The organism is Tardiphaga sp. vice304 (assembly GCF_007018905.1).
Classification (GTDB): Bacteria; Pseudomonadota; Alphaproteobacteria; order Rhizobiales; family Xanthobacteraceae; genus Tardiphaga.
Window position 1 is genome coordinate 322,725 of the sequence record NZ_CP041402.1, and the last position, 18,026, is coordinate 340,750.

16 protein-coding genes and 1 pseudogene are annotated in these 18,026 nt (G+C 59.4%); 12 read left to right on the plus strand and 5 right to left on the minus strand.

What is annotated here, in order from left to right; translation table 11 throughout:
- Window positions 1–613: 613 nt before the first annotated feature.
- Window positions 614–787, plus strand: a complete 174-nt coding sequence (locus tag FNL56_RS27525; RefSeq protein WP_168202831.1) for a hypothetical protein — start codon at window positions 614–616, stop codon at window positions 785–787.
- A 171-nt stretch (window positions 788–958) separates the two neighbouring features.
- Here FNL56_RS27525 and FNL56_RS01440 read toward each other — a convergent pair whose 3' ends face one another.
- From FNL56_RS01440 to FNL56_RS01465, 5 genes are all read right to left on the minus strand, one after another.
- Window positions 959–1,510, minus strand: coding sequence for a CIA30 family protein (locus FNL56_RS01440; protein WP_143577397.1), 552 nt, complete (start codon window positions 1,508–1,510; stop codon window positions 959–961).
- Between the two features lie 38 nt (window positions 1,511–1,548).
- Window positions 1,549–4,023 (minus strand): type IA DNA topoisomerase, encoded by a 2,475-nt coding sequence (locus FNL56_RS01445; RefSeq protein ID WP_143577398.1) that lies wholly within the window; start codon window positions 4,021–4,023, stop codon window positions 1,549–1,551.
- Window positions 4,024–4,232: 209 nt separating this feature from the next.
- A complete protein-coding gene (locus tag FNL56_RS01450) occupies window positions 4,233–5,531 on the minus strand; it encodes a hypothetical protein (protein ID WP_143578741.1) in 1,299 nt (432 codons plus the stop codon).
- A 358-nt stretch (window positions 5,532–5,889) separates the two neighbouring features.
- Complete coding sequence (locus tag FNL56_RS01460) at window positions 5,890–6,084, minus strand: hypothetical protein (RefSeq protein WP_143577400.1); 195 nt, start codon at window positions 6,082–6,084, stop codon at window positions 5,890–5,892.
- A gap of 288 nt (window positions 6,085–6,372) precedes the next feature.
- Complete coding sequence (locus tag FNL56_RS01465; protein WP_143577401.1) at window positions 6,373–6,657, minus strand: hypothetical protein; 285 nt, start codon at window positions 6,655–6,657, stop codon at window positions 6,373–6,375.
- Window positions 6,658–7,548: 891 nt separating this feature from the next.
- Between FNL56_RS01465 and FNL56_RS01475 the strand changes: the two genes are divergently transcribed.
- The 11 genes and pseudogenes from FNL56_RS01475 to istB all read left to right on the plus strand — a co-directional run bounded on the left by FNL56_RS01475 (window position 7,549) and on the right by istB (window position 17,996).
- Window positions 7,549–8,193 carry a hypothetical protein gene (locus tag FNL56_RS01475; RefSeq protein WP_143581727.1) on the plus strand — a complete coding sequence of 215 codons (645 nt, stop codon included), beginning with the start codon at window positions 7,549–7,551 and terminating at the stop codon, window positions 8,191–8,193.
- A 110-nt stretch (window positions 8,194–8,303) separates the two neighbouring features.
- Complete coding sequence (locus tag FNL56_RS01480) at window positions 8,304–9,650, plus strand: bifunctional DNA primase/polymerase (protein WP_143577404.1); 1,347 nt, start codon at window positions 8,304–8,306, stop codon at window positions 9,648–9,650.
- The gene (locus FNL56_RS01485; RefSeq protein WP_143577405.1) at window positions 9,647–10,552 is read left to right on the plus strand and encodes a replication initiator protein A; all 906 of its coding nucleotides are present in this window, start codon (window positions 9,647–9,649) and stop codon (window positions 10,550–10,552) included. Before FNL56_RS01480 ends, FNL56_RS01485 begins: the two co-directional genes overlap by 4 nt.
- 13 nt (window positions 10,553–10,565) lie before the next feature.
- A complete protein-coding gene (locus tag FNL56_RS01490; protein ID WP_143581728.1) occupies window positions 10,566–11,111 on the plus strand; it encodes a hypothetical protein in 546 nt (181 codons plus the stop codon).
- A 242-nt stretch (window positions 11,112–11,353) separates the two neighbouring features.
- On the plus strand, window positions 11,354–12,589 hold the full coding sequence (locus FNL56_RS01495) for an ATP-dependent DNA helicase (protein ID WP_168204630.1): 1,236 nt from the start codon (window positions 11,354–11,356) through the stop codon (window positions 12,587–12,589).
- A gap of 569 nt (window positions 12,590–13,158) precedes the next feature.
- Complete coding sequence (locus tag FNL56_RS01500; protein ID WP_143581730.1) at window positions 13,159–14,322, plus strand: PGN_0703 family putative restriction endonuclease; 1,164 nt, start codon at window positions 13,159–13,161, stop codon at window positions 14,320–14,322.
- The gene (locus FNL56_RS01505; RefSeq protein ID WP_143577409.1) at window positions 14,312–14,653 is read left to right on the plus strand and encodes a DUF2958 domain-containing protein; all 342 of its coding nucleotides are present in this window, start codon (window positions 14,312–14,314) and stop codon (window positions 14,651–14,653) included. Before FNL56_RS01500 ends, FNL56_RS01505 begins: the two co-directional genes overlap by 11 nt.
- A gap of 52 nt (window positions 14,654–14,705) precedes the next feature.
- Window positions 14,706–14,984, plus strand: a complete 279-nt coding sequence (locus tag FNL56_RS01510; protein ID WP_143577410.1) for a hypothetical protein — start codon at window positions 14,706–14,708, stop codon at window positions 14,982–14,984.
- 184 nt (window positions 14,985–15,168) lie between these two features.
- A pseudogene (locus FNL56_RS01515) lies at window positions 15,169–15,597 on the plus strand (IS21 family transposase); the annotation flags it as partial.
- A gap of 108 nt (window positions 15,598–15,705) precedes the next feature.
- Window positions 15,706–17,205 carry an IS21 family transposase gene (gene istA, locus FNL56_RS01520; RefSeq protein WP_143579282.1) on the plus strand — a complete coding sequence of 500 codons (1,500 nt, stop codon included), beginning with the start codon at window positions 15,706–15,708 and terminating at the stop codon, window positions 17,203–17,205.
- Window positions 17,202–17,996 (plus strand): IS21-like element helper ATPase IstB, encoded by a 795-nt coding sequence (gene istB, locus FNL56_RS01525; protein ID WP_143581731.1) that lies wholly within the window; start codon window positions 17,202–17,204, stop codon window positions 17,994–17,996. Before istA ends, istB begins: the two co-directional genes overlap by 4 nt.
- Window positions 17,997–18,026: the final 30 nt, after the last annotated feature.

An 18,026-nucleotide genomic window follows, 5' to 3' on the forward strand; every position in this document is an offset into this window, starting at 1 on the left:
AGCCAGTCTCATATTGCTTGCCGACGTCCGATCAGCGGAAACTCCGGACACGCGGATATTTGTAACTTCGCAGTCGCACAATTCGGTATTTGAAGGATACGATGTCCTGCTCGAAGACAACGTCGCCGCTGGCCGGCTCGCCCGGTACGGCATGCGCTAGGACCGCCGTCGTATATTTTGGGTACTGCAGAATTCGCGCCGCCATGTGAAAGCCTAGACCCGGGCCGAGTCGACACATGCCTTTCAAATCCGCCACCCTCTACGAGGGCCACCCTCTACGAGGGCCACCCTCTACGAGGACTTCAAAGCTCAATCGGCAACCCGGCTGGCGACATTGCGCTTCGCAAAGCCAGCCGCCAGATGGTCGATCAGCGCCCGGACGGCTGGAATCTGGTGGCTCGGTCACGACTCCACCGGAACTGTTCAAAGCGCTCGCTCTGCGCCCAAGGAGTGGACCACGTTGGACAGTCTGCGTGCGATTGCCCATCACGGCGATCGGGAACCTCGGTCTGCTGCAATATTCCCCCGTCGGGAAGCAGTTCCTCCGCCGACACAGCAAGCGTCAGACCTGTCGACCGCAAAGACAGTCGCATCCTCCGCCTCCGCCGCGGGGATGAACGACCGCGCAGAACTGGTCAGCAGCAACAAAAAGATCGCAAAAGCCAAATTCCGCAAGGCGGCACACCACCACAATCACTTCGCGCAACGAAGGCCTCCAGCGAACATGCGCGTCGCGGCTGACAACCATCCAGCGCCGGTGTTTTTCGGCTTCCCCATCCTGCAATAATCGCTCATGCCCGCTGGGTTTATTCCTTTAAGGAATAGGTCACGAAGGTAGGCACGATTGTTTTGAAAGGCGGCGCGCGGAGTACGTTCGGGTCCGTTGGCACCAGAACGTGCAGCTTCGAATTCTCGCCTTTATGATTTACAAGACATACAAGACGGCCAGTCGCTTTCATCAGTAGCTTGGCTCCTTCACTGACCCCTGCGATGTCATGAACCGAAGCCCTCCGAGAGCAAGATCGCATGAGAAGGCGCGCCCAATGGCGACCACGCTGATGCGCCGCAAGCGATGAGTATCGAGCAGAACATCCGTGCGATGAGGAACAAAGCGGCCGAACGGCAGCTGAACCGTCCGCCAATACGCGTCGGCTGTGAAGATTTGGCGATAAGATTGCCACGGCCTGGTCAGGGCGTCCGTCCGTAGATGAACGCCGTACTCCTCACCATTGCCGGATACGTCGAGTTCGATCCCGCTCCAGCCGCTGGCATCGACGACGCCACCGTCAGGCGAAAGATCGAGGGCAATCTGAACAAAGCCACCATTGTTCTCGAGGCTGACGTCGCCGCGCATGCGGATGGCGGCCCGGTCGGCGATTGCACCGCGGTCCATGGTCCCTTTAGACACACCGCCCATGACCTCGTCGGTAAGGAGCTGCCAGTTGCTCCCTATCGCGGCAATGGGTGGCTCACGGCTTAGGTCGTCTATAATAGCAGTCGTTACCGACATTCCTCCGCCCCTTAAAGTGTTCATAGGTTGCGGCTGAACTATAGGTTCGCTGAAGCGGGCCGTGGCTTGTCGGGCACCAACCAACCATGTTCGCTGAAGGCAGTGAGATCGACACCCGGTGGGGCATACCACTGCCCTGCTCGATAGCGGGCCCCAAGTTTCATGGCGACATCCTTGTTGCCGTAGGGAATCCGAAGTGGGGTATCATTTCCCGAACTCTCCAGAGTGGTCGTTGGTGGCTTAGTTTTTCCGGTGATATTTGCCGCGAGCTTCCGAGATCTATTTCTTGGAGCCTTAGTTTTGGGAGCAATTGCTTTGGTCTGCGCGTTGACAGCCTTACGACGGCGCTCACCACGCTGCTTGACTCGGTTGAAGTCGATCCACGTCCCCATGGGGTCTGAACTGGCCTTTGCCTCGTCGGGAACAACCATGTCTTTATCCTGTGCGAGCTTCTCGGCGAATAATATCTGCGCCGGACTCGCGGGCTTGGAGCCAGACACACCAGGTATTTCACAGCTAGCTTTCTTGGCGGCGTGCTGGTCGAGGAACGCGCGGCAGATTGGTCCGGATGTCGCATAGCCCCGTGGAGGTTTGACGCCTTTCGCCCGGGCGATGCTGTCCGCAAAGCGTTTCATCGCTGGTGTTGGCGGTCGTGATCCCGTGCCGCCGACCGCGGCGGCGCCAAGCAAGGGCGGTCCTCCGGCGACGCCGCCTTCCTGGAGTTTACCGATAATGCGTTGGGCGACGTCGCATACCGCATCAATCGCGCCGATCATCTCCTGCTTGCCGATCACGACCTCGTCGAGGAGGCATTCGAGTTGCGCGGTTAACCCAGGGTCGACCAGCGACGGATCAGCCTGCTTGAGAACCCCGAATAGCGATAGCCCAGTCTCGGTGGGCACGATGTTCTTTCCCTGGGCAATGAGGAAAGCCTGTCTCTTGAGTCCGCCAATGACCTCGGCGCGGGTGGCCGGAGTGCCGATGCCTTTGGCCTCTTTCAGTCGCTCCCGCAGCACCTCATCGTCGACGAAACGCCATGCGTTTTGCATCGCCTCGATCAGGGTGCCTTCGTTGTATCGCGGCGGAGGCCGCGTCTCCTTGTCGTCGATCGTAGGCTTTTCCAGCTTCGCTGTCTCGCCGTTGCGCAATGCTGGCAGCAATTGCGCTTCATCGCCTTTTTCGTCGGCAGGCTGCCACTCCGGGAACGCTGCGCGCCAGCCAAGATCAATGGGCTGGCGACCGGCGGCGCGGAAGGGGAAGCCCCGCACGTCGAGCGTTACAGTCGTCTGGCGGTAACGGAAATCTGCCATGACGGCGGCGAGATAAGCTCGCGCGATCACGTCGAACAGTTTCCTCTCGTCGATCGAAAGACGCGGCCAGACCTCCCTTAGGTTGTCGACCGTGTTGACGTTCGGAATGACGGCGTGATGGCTGGCGCCCTCAAGTCCCTTGTCATGGAAACTGCCGCTTGCGCCCTTTCTGATGATCGGGGGATCGGGCACAGGGATCGCGCTGAACGACTTCCCTGCCTGCAAGCCCGCCACGATCTTCGGAACGTCCGATATCAAGCTCTCCGGGAGATACCGTACCTCGGCGCGAGGATAGGTGATGATCTTTTTGCCCTTGCCGTCATACAGTTCCTGCGCCACTTCCAATGTCTTGCTGGCCGGCCAGCCGAAGCGCGAGCTGCACAGTTTTTGCAGCGAGGGCAGATCATGGAGCTTCGGCGGCCCTTGCCGCTTGTCTTCAACGCGCACTCCTAGCGCGCCCTCGAAACCCTGAGCCGCTTCGACCACCTTCTCGGCGACCTCGCGCCGGACAATTCGCTCCTGCGGGGCGTGCCGCATCTGGAATTGACCACCAGCTACGTTCGCGGTGGCGAAAACCTCAAAATACGCCTGCGGCACAAATTTCCGGATTTCGAGCTCGCGCTTACAGACGATCGCCAAGGTTGGCGTCTTGACCCGGCCAACTCCTATGACGCCCCGCGCACCTTTACCAAGAATGATGGTCGCGGTTCGGGTCAGCGACAGGTTAAAGATCTGGTCGGCTTGTCGCCGCGCGACGGCGGCGGCATAAAGAGAAGCGTATTCGGCGTTTGGCTTCGCCCGGCCGAATGCGTCGCGGATCGTCTGAGGATCCTGCGCTGTAAACAGCACCCGCATGACCTCGCCGCGGTAATTGTAATGCTCGAGAATCTCCTGACCGATGAGCTGTCCCTCACGATCGCAATCGGTGGCGAGCCATACCCGCTTTGCGGTGCGCAGCGCTTCACGGATGGCTTTAAGTTTCGCGGCCTTGTTGCCGCCCTCAGCAGGGCGGGTGCCATAAAGGCCTTCTGGACGAAGTAGGATCGCAGACCAGCGCTTCCAGGCCGGCACGACATCCTCGGGTTCGAGAAGATCGAGCAGATGTCCCTCAGCCGGAAGGATCTCCCCGTAGCGTGCCCCCACAGCGGCGCGAACGTCTTTCGCTTGGCTGGTCTTCTCGGTGATGACGATCTGATCCGCCATATAGCTCTCGTTCAGGGACCATAGCGGGACTGCGGATTACAAGGAACATATAGCGAACATCGACGAATCGCAAGCGACCGTTGGAGTGGGTATCGGTAACGAAAGCCGCAGAGACCTCGGGTAAGCACGGCGATGCCGATCTCGCGCAGCGTTTAATCCGGCGCGACCGCGCAGAGATCGATCTGGCTGAAGCCGGGCGGTCATGGTTGCTAAACGCTGGGCTCGACAGGATGCCAGCGCGACAGCGCGGCCTGGATGGCATTCTGAAACGATTCCCGGCCTGGCGCGCATCGCCGCTCCCTCAACTTGCAGAGTTCTTGCAAGGCCCATTCGACCGATCCGATCTGGCGCGAAGCCGCGAGAAGATGCCTCACAGCGTCGTCGACTTCCGACACGCTCGGATCATAACCGCCACCATCGAGCAGGCTCGAGAGAGCAAGCAGCGCGACGGTGGCGGTGAATTTCGGCTCCTTGCCGCAGAAATCCCGGGCCGCCCGCACCAGCGTGGACGGGTCTGCGCCGTGCGCAGCGGCACACTCGACAGCGATATCGAGAAACCCGGAATCTTTCGCGGCCGCAAACCATTTGCCCTTTTCGCCGCGGCTTGCGATTAGATCCAGCAGCATCCGGCGGTGGTCCCGATCCGGATATTTGCGAACCAGAGAGCGGTAGACCGACAGGTTCGTCGTGCCGCTGGCCGCACGCAGTCCATAACGTCGATAGGCCTCATCCGGACTGCCATGGTCGATCGATAGCTTCTCACAAAACTGGTCGATGGACGTTTCGGAGAAGCCGGGGTTCGTGACGCTGCGGGCGGCTTCGGCATAAGCAATCGCGGCTTCCCACAGCCCCTGGCGAACCAGAGCCTCGGCGCCGAACCTGTGCCAGGGCCAAAACTTCATCCGCCGCGTGGCCAGCAGTTCTTGAAGTTCGTCGTAACGGCCGCCCTCCAGTAGGCACGACAAGCAGATGGATGTTCCAATGACATGCTGGAAGGTTTGGTGGTCGGCCCAGGCGCGCCGCACCATTTCGATCATTCGGTTGGCATATTCCTCGATCAGGTCGGGGTACTGGGCGATCTCGCCCCAACGATCTTCCAGCGGCGCCAGATATTCGACGCCGTCGTTTTGCACCGCCTCGAACAATCTCTCGAGCCACTTGCTTCTGGTCGCATGGTCCGCCGGCGCGGCGGTCAGGATCGGGATCAGCTCGGTGATAGTGCGAAAAACCGCGCCGCCAAGAGCGCCCGATGAGGTATCAATGCCCTGGAACGCCGGCCAGATGCGCTCCATCAACGATACGACGCCGTCTCCCGCCGCGACAGGATCGGATTTCGCCGCGGACCTGATCTCGGCGGCAGCTTCCTTCAGTCGGCTGATCGCGAGATTCGATGCGCGCCATCCATAGGCGTTGGTGCGAAACTTCGTCTTGAACTGCCACTTACGATCTGACGCCATCGGGCTCGCACGCTTGTTGACGTTATTGACGTTGAAGGTCGCGATCTTCACGCGGACTCCTTCGCTCGGCTCGCCTTGAGGCCGGCGAACCACGTCGCGTACGGCGTATTCTTTGCCATGTGCCTGTTAAGGTCCGGATCGCCGCCACTCCACCAGACGGGAAGGCCCCCGCCCAAGGCGCGCTTGGCATCGTCGACGTTGCGATGCGAGGCGCCTCCGCCTCTGCGTCATCGGCCCGCTTCGCGGTCCTCACCCCGCGCCGCGCCCGCATGAGTTCGGACACAAGCGCGGATTTTGCCGCTTCCGGCAGCGAGGGGGCGGCCAGACGCCAGAGGCGGCCCTTCACGATATAGCGGCGGTCCGGCGTGACTGGATGTTGAAGCGCCATCTTCCACTCGGCGCCGACACCCTAGTGCGCGGCCTTGGTCGCCGTGGCGCCGGACGGAGGCGGCGGGGCCGCGGCATCTTGCGTTGGCAGCGTGGCGGCATGGACGACGAACGCGAGAAATACCAGTGCGATCGCTCCAGTGACGATCGCCCCGTAAGCGCTATCCTCGGTGCGGACGTTGGCCTCATTTACCGTGTGGTCGATTGCGGGATCCATGGCAACTCCTCTGGGTTTGACTGAAACTTCGTGACGCCACGCGATTAGCTCGATGTCGAGCTCGAGGCGGACGCCCGCCGCGGCGACCATGGAGGAGTTCCTGGTGCGTCACGCCGGCCGCGAGCGTCAGCTCAATCTGAGACTCGCATGACCGACACCCGGGCCGTCCGAAATCGTCGCTTGGCATGTTTGATTCCGGCTGACCTTGAATTGGCCGACGTACTAGCGTTGCTACGGACGACTAAATCAAAGTAAGCGCGTGTAAACCACCTTCCGGCTTTTGCGTTATTACTGCAATCGTTCACCCTTATCGAGGTCCATAAAGTTCTCGTCGCCCTCCATCATGATCGCATTCACATCGCTTATCGGAATCCATGTACCCGCTTGCGGCGAGCCGGGCCGTCCGCGCCTTGCAATTTTTTTGCCGTCCGCCAGTAGGTACAACTCATTACCCCTGCGTAGAGTCGTGAGTTCGCCTTCTCCATCCTCAATCTTCGGTGCGGCGGTTTGGCCGGTCTTCTTGGCAGCTTCCTTCTTGAATTTTGCGTCACGCGATTTCTTCGACACCGACATAATAAAACGATCCCCAATAGTTGCCAGAATCCAGTACCTCGACGCCCAACAATGCCAGACGGAACTCGCCGACGATAGTGCCTCAACTTGGGCCCGGTCGCGTCAAGCAATTCTTGGGTTCGAACACGTGAATTAGGCATTTATGCCTTCGCAAAAATGAGCCTTGGCGCAGCGCAGCTTATCCACCACAGCGCGCCGTCGCGCTCCCTGCGCATCGCGGACATTATGGTTGATCGATCACGATCCGGATCTGGTTGCGCGCGATCAGCGGGACAGACCTATTAGCGAGATCCACACGCTCATTGCACAGTTGCACGATACGATCCGAAAAAAGGACGAGGCCAAACCCGATGCCTGGATCGCGAACGCGAAAGCAGCCGAGTCTCATCTTTCGCTTCGGGCGTCCTCAAGGACATCTCTGCGGAGCGATGCAGTCACGCAGCCTTGGTCAAACGGTCAGGTCGAGGGGTCGATTACGAAACTCAAATTCGTTAAACGGCAAAATTCCAGGCGCGCGAAGCTTTACCTTCTCGAAGCACGATTGCTCAGTCCGCGTGATCCCGCGACGCTGTTATCAAATATGCGTCGTGCACGGATGCTAAACGGTTTACGGAACATCCCCAGGATAACCAGGGTGGGAGAAAGCTGAGAGGGGAAAAGAAATATTAGGGAACAGCAGCGATATATTTCAAAGTTCAAAAGTTTTGCTACAACCGTCGGCGATGTACCCCGCCTTCTGCTCGTAAGTGCCACAAACAGCGTTCTTCGTGTGCCGCCTAGCATTGAAAAGGGCGATGTCGGTTTTTCGAGCCGTCTCCGAATTATCCAGAATTCGGCACCCGGTGCTCACTGTGGCGATCCAGTTGTACAATCCAAAATAGGAAGCCAGACTTGAGCCGACCAGAAACACTGCTATCCAACTTGAACCAACTTCCTGACGAGTTTATTCTTATTCAAGATCTGTTCATAGAGGTGCATCGCCAGCTTGAGCCAGACTCCGAGTACAAGCCTCAGGCTGAATTTGACCGGGTTGAATTTGTTCTGCGGTCCGCTCTACTGACTGGACGCCTTGAAACGTTTCTTCTGGACCAAGACTTCGATCGCACACCTATCCCAGCACTGCGTTGGCAGTCGCAAGAGTTTTGGACAATAGCTCATAGTGCACCCTTTAGGTGGCGCGATAGCCTACCAAGCGTTGTGATCGTTGATAGAGCGGCTGGCTTTAAAGCGATTGAAAGCAGCGAACTACCCGCTCCACGGGCAAATTGGCTTGATTCAGCCCCCCCAGAGTTCCGGGTCATGCCAGTTTTTGACTATCTCAGAATTATTGAGTTGTGGCTGGCCAAAAATGGAGGGGCAAAGATCGACTCGATTAAGGCGATACCCTCTTTTATTGAGAAGCATTGGCCGAGTGAACTAGGAGAATATACCGAGAGAGAGGCGGAGAGAATTGCGAGTCTGATTGCTCGCAAACGGCCGCGCATAGCCCCGAAGCGGAAAACGACCTCGTCCGGCAAGCCCACTTCACTGAAGTAGACCTCTTTGTCTAACTGACAGATGTCTCTTTGAACTGACAGTTGTTACCGCTGTCGAACTTTTCGCTGCAGGCTTAATCGTGTTTCCGAACATACCGGTGCACGAACTTCATGCCGCAAAAGCTCAGTCAGTCTGCTCTAGAACGTGTCGCTCGCGTCACAAGCGCTGCCACCCGCACGCCTGACGCAATCACGCCGGAGCACCACTTCTTCGCCATTCATGCATCGCAGATGGCCGCAAACGGCTATTTTTGCCTTCCGTTGCCCCCGTTTCAGAAGCGCACCCACTGGAAGGGCTGGTCTAAATTCTGCGCCGAAGTCCCGACCGAGCAGCAAATTGCCGCCTGGCAGTCGAAGTACGGCGACCATGGCATTGCTCTGGCCGCCGGCTTCTCGGTCGTGGCGGTCGACATCGATTGCCTTCTTGCAGAACAGGCCGACGACATCGAACGCTTGACGCGAAAGTCGCTCGGTGACACGCCGCTTATGCGCATCGGCCAGTTTCCGAAACGCGCGTTGATTTACCGCGTCGCGCCTGGTGCGGTGATCGAGTCCGAAAGCGTCGGCAAGCTCGATCTAATTGGTGACAGACGCTATCTCGTCGGCTTTGGCATTCATCCGGACACCCGCCAGCCTTACACCTGGGAAAATGCGACGCCTGCCACTGTCCCCGTTTCAGCCTTGCCGGCTGTAACGCCGGCTAAGATCGCTCGCTTTCTCAACGCTGTCCGAGCCTATTTCTTTGCTGAAGCCGTACCGGGAGTTCGGCCCGATTCGACGCCGGACCCCATTTTTCCTGATCATAAGGCGAAACCGCTACGCACGAACGCAGACCGAGTCTTAGACGGCCGCGACACGCTGTTGACCCGTCTCGTTTTTCAGGCCTACGCCACGCACAGCACAGCTGAGGCAATCGCCGATGCCGCCTGGCGGAGCTTTACACAACAAGCCGATCTTTCCAGACCTAAGCGTAATGGACGCCGGCCCTGGTCCCACCACGATGCCCTGACCAAGGCCCACTATCTTCTTCGAAGTGGTAAGCCGCGGCCTGGCGTGCCGTCCATGAATTCGACCGGCGGCGGGACGTCCGGCGATCCAACGCAGCGCGAACGATTTGGACATTTTGTCGACCGCGCTTGCGCCGCCGGCCTTCTTACGCGAACTGACGCCGCCGTCAGCCACGCGATGCTGACTTTTGTCCTTTCTGACCAGCCCGAGGGCTGCTGCTTTGCATCCCGCGAGACAGTCGCCGCGATGGTCGGCTGTAAGCCGAACACTGTGAAAAAATCGCGTCGCCGCCTTCGCGAGCTTTACCTGTGGAAGGCGACACTCGTTAGCGGCGGCCGTGGCCAGCTTGCTCGATATCAGCCGCAGTTCAATTCAATGAACCAGGCGTCAGTCGCTGTTAGCCAGCGAGCCTATTTGAATAACGCCAGCCCCGCGGGAGTTTCGTCTTGATCCAGATTTCGACGCCGCTCCAGCTAGAGCCTCACCGGGACATGCGGCAGCTTTCCGTGCTTGCTAAGCTACCACTGGTCGCCACGGCACCCGGAACGCAGTCCATCAAGTCTGTTCTTAAAGAACATGGTGTCGATTATCATTTCGCCACGTCCGCCGATGGGCATGACTCGATGGCCACGTTGGCGGACGCTGATGTCTTGATCTACGCGGCGTCCGTCATTGCCGCTGCCAAGAACGCCGGAGCAGACCTGTCGCCGGTCATACCTTTCAGGCCGACACCTATTCTCCGCTTTCTCGGAAGACCGCTCGGTGGCCGCCAGAACGTCCTTCTTCAAGCTGCTGTCTATCGGCTGCACAACACCACGATCTCAAGCAATTACAACGCCGGCGGTTGCGTCGTGCCGACCTTCGACACACTTATTTCACGCATCGATTATGCAGAAGGCACGCGACGTATCCGCTCAATCACGGTGGGGGACTGGTTTGTCGACCAGATTCGACTTAATCTGATTCTGAAGCTTGATCCTGCGTCGCTGAAACTTCGCGGTCTTGAGCGACGCGTCTATGGCTGGGCAAGCGCGCATGTCAACCGTATTGCGGCCGAACCTTGGGCAATCCCGCTGAACTACGCCTGGTTCAAATCGGGCGGTCAACATCAGCCTGAGTCGCCGGGCGGATTTCGCAAGTTTCGGCATGCCATCCGGCTACTCGTCGCGCGTAATGCCCTTCCCGGCTTCCAACTCGAGCTAATAGGGCAACCTCGGAGTCAGGCTTTGCGGATTTCTCGAAAGTCCTTCGTCGACTCCCCGAACAATCCTCTGCACTCGATCGTCATCGAACGGCAACCCGAGCCGCTGTTCGCCCCTGAGATTCCGTCAATCGTCATCCCCGCCCTCTAACGTGAGATACCCCATGGCGAAAGCACAACCCGACCCCTTATCCGAAGCTATTCAGGCGAGTTCCCAAACTTCAACTCGCCGGAAATCCGAACTTCATGCTCTCCAGATCTCGGTGCGCGCCTGGCAGCAGCCGGGTGCGAGCCACACATCTAGCAAGGACGTGCACCACTTCTGGAAGCGTTCGACGGCATTAATCGTTGCTGATGCCACGGACGAAACGGAAGCCCGGGTCGAACAGATTCTCGGAAGACTTCGCGCCGACTTTGCGAGCGGCCGCGAGCCGCAGATCTGCCTCAAGAACTTTCACTGGAAGGTCCTTGAATTAGGGCCCGCTTCATTAGCGTTCTCTTTTCAGGACGCCTGGAAGCGTTCTGCACCTTTTTTTGTTTTTCCGGAATCGGCGACCGCCCAGGGTCGCTGCGTTCTAGCGCTGCGCGGCTTGATCAGCGCGACGATGCTGGGATCGGAAGACCTGGCAAACAGCGTCATGATCCGCTACCTGGATATGCTCCGCTGCGAACCGTTCTCCAAGGATCGCGGCGTAGTTGGCCAGCTATGAACACAGCTCAGAGCGACCTACCCACCGACGAGCGACTAGCTGCGCTGCGCGCCGATCCCGGATCTTACTATGACACCGAAGCAGAGCGTGCTCTATGCAGTGCTTCGGTTGTCTTGGCCGTACGGCAGGTGCCTCCCGGCCTTTTCAAGTCCCAGAACACCGCGGCTGCCCTAATGGTCGTATCTGAACCCACAATGACGATCCAAGCCGCGAATTCCAGAGTTACTAGGGTGCGGTACGCTATGCATACGCGCGGCGCACTCCACATAGACGGATCTGCGACGGCGCTTTCTCAGGTCGACGGCAGCCATCTAGAAGCGAGCGTCCGTTCTAGATGGGGTTCGGCGGTCATCCAACAGCCCCGAGGCCAAGCAAGTCATGCTACTGTCAATCTGAGTAGCCAGCAGACCGATGCCATTATACGTATCCGAGCGTGGTACGCTAGCAAACTCAAGGGCGTCTTCCGACTTTTTGGCTATGCTGGGACCGGCAAGACGACGATCGCTCGCGAGCTGCCGGATGCCTTGGGCTGCAACATTGCATTCGTGACCTACACAGGCAAAGCAGCATCTGTACTGATCGCGAAGGGATGCACCGATGCTTCCACGATCCACCGCGCGTTGTATCAGTGGATACCTCGCGATGACGGCGGGCCGAGCGATCGCATTATCAATCACGCCGGCGCTATAGCGAAGTGTGACCTTGTTGTTCTTGACGAGTGCTCAATGGTCGACAGTCATCTTGCGAAGGACATCTTGTCCCTCAACAAACCGGTCATCGCGATGGGGGACCTTATGCAATTGCCTCCGATCAATGGCGCCGGCTATTTCACGAACGCCAAAGCCGACTACCTTCTCACCGAACTTCATCGGCAGGCGCTCGACAATCCCATCACGCGAATGTCGTTAGACTTACGGGAAGGCCGAAGACTCAAGCGAGGCAGCTATGGCGACAGCCTGATTCTCAAACTAAACGCCTTGCCTCTCGATCGTTTGATGAAGGCTGACCAGGTTTTGGCTGGACGCAAAGCGACTTGCGGCGCTGTCGGACATGCTCTGCGCAACCTGTTCGGTCGAACCGCGCCGCTTCCGATGCCCGGCGACAAGCTGATGTGCTTACGCAATAATAGAAACAAAGGATTGCTAAACGGCCAGGTTTGGACTGCGCTATCTTGCACGCAAATCAATGGCGCAACCGTTAGCCTTCAGATTCAATCAGAGACCGGCGACCGTAAATTGAAAGTGCAGTGCCTTACAGGACCGCTCACAGGCACGATTTTTCCTGTCTCTGAATTGGACCAAGCTCGGTCCGAGCGCTTCGGATATGCGGACGTCATCACGGTTCATAAAAGCCAGGGAAGCGAGTGGGATAATGTCGTGCTCTTTGACGAGTCGCAGATCTATAAGGACGACGCGCGCAGATGGCTTTATACCGGCATTACGCGCACCTCAAAAGCGATCACTGTAATCGAAACGTAGGGTGAGACACGAGAGGCGCGGTGGCGGTTACCGCTCTCGATTTCGGCTTCTCGTGATCGTTTCGGCGCAATTCGGGCTGCGCTCTAATCGCCCGCTTACTCTAACTTGATCATCCCCGTTGAAAGTCTCGATTGTTCGGGGCCAACCAGTAAACAAAAACCGCGCGCAAGAACCCTAGACCTGTGGCTTCATTTTAGCGAAAAGACAGCTGGTTGATAGCTGGACGACTAGGTATATTCGAGATGCCCCCGAAAGAAAGCGAGAGAACCCTACCTACCCCTACCAGCCTGGCCTACCAGCCTGGCCTGCCTGCTTAGCCTTATCTGCCCCTACCTAACCTACCCCTACCACCCTACACTCCTCTCTGACTGACTTGACCCATAGCCCGACCTGCTCGCACGAGCTGGCTTACTCACTCTCGATAAGCTACCCCTCGCCGGCTTCGTCGACGTACCAAGAGCGATGATGACTTTCGAACTGCAGCTATTCAGCAATCTTCCGATTCCTATCAAGATCGTGAGCGCATCTCTGAATCTTCCCCTGCACATGCCGTGCAACCGGAGATTCGTATGTCGCTCTATTCCGCGCCGCCACTGCCGCGCATCCCGCTAATTCCGCAATCGATCCTCAAAGATCACAACGTCGCCTGCATCATCGACACACGCTTTCGTAGTGCCGCTCGATTACTTCAGCACCTTTGGCTTCGTGATAGCGCCATTGTCACCGGCGTTCATGTCCGAAAATCCGACGACGGCGACATCGTCATGGACCTCGGTTCAATGCTCGAAGCAGATGCCGCGCGCTCCGGCCGCAACTTTCTCACCCCCGAAATCCATGCCTTCGTCCGCCACGCCACAATAATGCGGGAGGAAGGTGCCGCGATTGATGAGCACCGGCTATTCTACAACGCCTTGAGCTCGACGCCGATGAGTTTCAACGTCTTCGCGCCGCTTGCACTCGATCTCCAGCTCGCCACCGCCGTGTTCCGCTCGCTGCTTCCTGCCTTCGTTGCAAGCGTCGAGAACATCCGTTTTGAAACCTCGCCCGGCCGCCGCGAAGCGCGTTTCCTTGATGACGGAACTGCGTTCGACCTGGCAATCGAAGTCCTGACGCCGGATGGCGAAAGCGCCACCGTCTTCATCGAGACCAAATACTCGGAATCAATGGAGGGCCCTGCCGCACGCCTGCGGGATCGCTACGACGAGGCCGCCCGTCAGGTTCGCCTCTACTCTGAACCGGATGCAGTCATCTTGAGATCCCTTGCCCTCGAGCAGCTCTGGCGTGAACATATGCTCGCGCAGCTCGCTGTCGATCAGGGCGTCACTGACCGGGCTATGTTCGTCGTCATCGGTCCTCGGCTCAATCGCCGCGTCCAGACCGCCTGCCGCGTGTACAAGAATGAACTGATCCCTGACGATGACCTCGACGCCGATCGCGTCCAGTTTCAGTCGATCACCCTCGAGAAGGTCATAGACACGATCAATGAGGCCGGCGCCACTGATCTGGCTCGAGCTCTCTGGGCGCGCTATTGCGATTTCGAGCGGGTCTTCCATCTGGCGATGACAGAATACACCCTCCCTGCTTCATCGAGCCCCACCACCACCGCCGCCGCTGAAAAAGAAGCGGCCCAGGTCAACAAGCCGCGCCGCCAGCGCAAAGCAGGTTCAATCTCTGCAGTCGGGGTTGCGTCCTCGACCACGCGGCTTCGTCGGGCGGTGACCTATGGTCAATAATTCACCCCTGACGGTCACCGACAGCGTCACCCTCCTTGTGAACGCGCTCGATAATGAGCGCGATCACTTTCCCGCCGTCAAGCTCTTCACGCCGGACGGCTCGGCGACGTGGTTGCTCACGGAGGTCGACCCTGACGATCCCGACCGTCTCTTTGGGCTTTGCGACCTAGGTTTGGGCTTTCCTGAGCTCGGGTACGTCAGCCTCCAAGAGCTCATCGAGCTTCGTGGACGGCTGGGTCTGCCCGTCGAACGCGATAATTACTTCGTCGCTGATAAGCCGCTCTCGGCATATGTTGAGGACGCTCGGGTCAAGGGTCGGATCGTCGCCTAGACCCCCAACGGGGCTGCCACCCGCAGCCCCGTTCATCTTTAGAGGAATCTGCATGGATTGGTTCGAACGCCTGACCGGCTTCCATGAGAAGGGATATGCCGAAACCCGCGCGAAGCTGCGCGTCGAAGGACAGGAGCTGATCTCGCTCGTCAACGGCAAGCGCTACAACATCGGCACCTTCGAGCTCGTCTCACTCCAAGAGCTTCGTGACCGTGTCGCCGCTGCAACCATCCCCCAAGGACATCTACGATCCAGCATTGTCAAAGGCGACATTCGAGACCTTCATCGAATACCTGCCTACGCCGGGGCGCTGATCCAGGTCGCAATGTAGCGCGACAATCAGGATGAGAATCCCGCGACAATCAGGATGAGAATGCGCCGCTGCTGGGTTGACGAAGGGAGGGCGTAGCCCGACCGGAGGCAGCCCAGCAGCGGCGTGTCGCCCGAACGGGCCTCATTTGGCGGTAACGGCGGCTGGTCAAAGATCGGGTTTCTCCTTTGAGAGGACCAATTCTTTGGCCGGCCGGCATGTCACCGATCAACAAATGAGGCTTTTCATGAGCTTGCGTCGCAACCATTCGCCAGCCGTCGCCGCTGCAAAGGCTGGTTTCAGCACCTCCGCCGCCTACCGGTTCGAAAAGGATCCCCGACTTCCCACCCAGAAGAAGTCGCCCCGCGAACGCCGCCGCGCTGATCCATTTGCCGATCTTTGGGAGAACGACATCCTCCCGATGCTGAACGCCGCCCCAGGCTTACGGCCGATCGCCGTGTTCGAGGAACTATGCCGCCGACATCCGGAGCTGGGTTCTGGAACGCGGCGGACGCTCGAGCGGCGCATTCGGGCATGGCGGGCGGTGAACGGGCCGGATCGGGAGGTGATCTTCCGTCAGGAACATCCGCCGGGTCGCATGGGGTTGTCGGACTTCACCGAGGTCGCCGATCTGTGAAAGCCGGAGCAATACTGCCTCACTGAAGCGGCCGATTTGTTTGGCTGCGCCGGAGTAAAACTGCGGCAGTTAGAGTCCTTTGTCTGGAACGGCAGGGGGCGGGGGATGAAGACAGTGGAGCTTTACGCGCGGGTCCGGCACGCCGTTCTGATCGAGGGGATCAGCGAGCGCGCTGCGGCAGACCGGTTCGGCATCAACGCCAGGACGGTCTCGAAGATGCTGAAGTTCTCGGTGCCGCCCGGATACGTGCGCAGGAAGCCACCGTTGCGGCCGAAGCTCGACGAGTTCAGCGGTATTATTGATGCGATTTTGGCGACCGACAAGGACCGGCCGAAGAAGCAGCGGCATACGTCCAAGCGGATTTTCGAGCGGCTCTGCGACGAGCACGGATTTACGGGCAAAATCACGATCGTGAAGGACTACGTTGCCGGCTGGCGCCAGCGGACGCAGGAAATGTTCGTGCCGCTTGCGCATCCGCCGGGGCATGCCCAGGCCGACTTCGGCGAAGCGATCGGCATCATCGGCGGCGTCGAGTGCAAGATCCACTTCTTCGCGATGGACTTGCCGCACTCCGACGCGATCTTCGTGGTGGGCTATCCGGCGGAGACGACGGAAGCGTTCTGCGACGGGCACGTGCGAGCATTCGCGTTCTTCGACGGCGTGCCGCAGTCGATCCTGTATGACAACACCAGGATCGCGGTTGCCCGCATTCTCGGCGATGGCAAGCGTCAGCGCACGCGCGTGTTCAGCGAGCTGCAATCGCATTACCTGTTCACGGATCGGTTTGGCCGCCCTGGCAAGGGTAACGACAAGGGCAAGGTCGAGGGGCTTGTGGGGTATGCGCGGCGGAACTTCCTGGTGCCGATCCCCGTGTTCGCTGACTTCGAGGCCTTGAACGGGCATCTTCTGGAGGGGTGCCGGAAGCGCCTTGCGGACCGGCTGCGCGGCCATGACGGCACGATCGGCGAGCGGCTGCAGCACGATCTCGCCGCGTTCCAGAAGCCGCTGCCGGCGCCCTACGACGCTTGCGACAAGAAGCCGGGCAGCGTCAACTCGCTCTCGCTGGTGCGCTATCGGCTGAATGACTACTCGGTGCCGACGGCCTATGGGCACCAGAAGGTTCTGGTCCGTGGCTACGTGCACGAGGTCATCATCGCCTGCGGAGCCGAGGTGATTGCGCGCCATCCCCGCTCCTACGCGCGCGAGGACTTCGTGTTCAATCCGCTGCACTACCTGGCGCTCATCGAGCAGAAAACCAATGCGCTCGACCAGGCAGCCCCGCTCGCCGATTGGAAGTTGCCCGAGGAGTTCGCGACGCTGCGGCGCCTGCTTGAGGCCCGTATGGGCAGGTCCGGCAAGCGCGAGTTTGTGCAGGTGCTGCGGCTGATCGAGGTGTTCAAGGTCGACGACGTGGCCGCCGCTGTGCGCGACGCAATCGCGCGCGGTGCGGTCGGCTTCGATGCCGTGAAGCATCTGGTGCTGTGCCGTATCGAGCGGCGTCCGCCACGCCTCGACATGACGATCTATCCGTATCTGCCCAAAGCGACGGTCGCGACAACATCGGCGCGGTCGTACATGGATCTGTTGGCCGGAGTGGCGACATGACCGACGCGCCGCAGATCCTGCTCGCCCACCATCTGAAGGCGTTGAAGCTGCCGACGTTCCTGCGAGAGTACGACAAGGTCGCCCGGCTGTGTGCGGCTGAAGGCGTCGACCATCCGCGTTACCTGATGCGGCTGGCCGAGATGGAGATGATTGATCGCGAGCGACGTATGGTGGAGCGCCGGATCAAGGCGGCGCGGTTCCCGACCGTTAAAAGCCTCGACAGCTTCGACTTCCTGGCGTTGCCATCGCTGAACAAGATGTTGGTGCTGGAACTGGCGCGCTCGGACTACGTCGAGCGGCGCGAAAACATCATTGCTGTCGGCAACAGCGGCACAGGCAAGAGCCACATCGCGCTCGGGCTTGGCTTGGCGGCCTGCCAGAAGGGTCTATCGGTTGGCTTCATCACGGCGTCGGCTCTGGTCCACGAACTGCTCGAAGCGCGCGACGAAAAACGGCTACTGCGTCTTCAGCGTCAGCTCGCCGGCTACAAGCTGCTGATCATCGACGAACTCGGCTATGTACCACTCTCTGTGACCGGGGCCGAGCTGCTGTTCGAGGTCTTCAGCCAGCGCTACGAGCGAGGCAGCACGTTGGTCACGAGCAATCTGCCGTTCGACGAGTGGACGTCCGTGTTCGGCTCCGAGCGGCTCACCGGCGCGCTCCTCGACCGCCTCACACATCACGTCCATATTCTCGAGATGAACGGCGACAGCTTTAGGCTCGCCGACTCCAGGCGCCGGTCACGCCGAGCGCGGTCAGAACCGCCGGCGGACGCGGCCCCTCAGGAATAAAACGCGAAAAGCAAGAAGGCCCCCGATCGG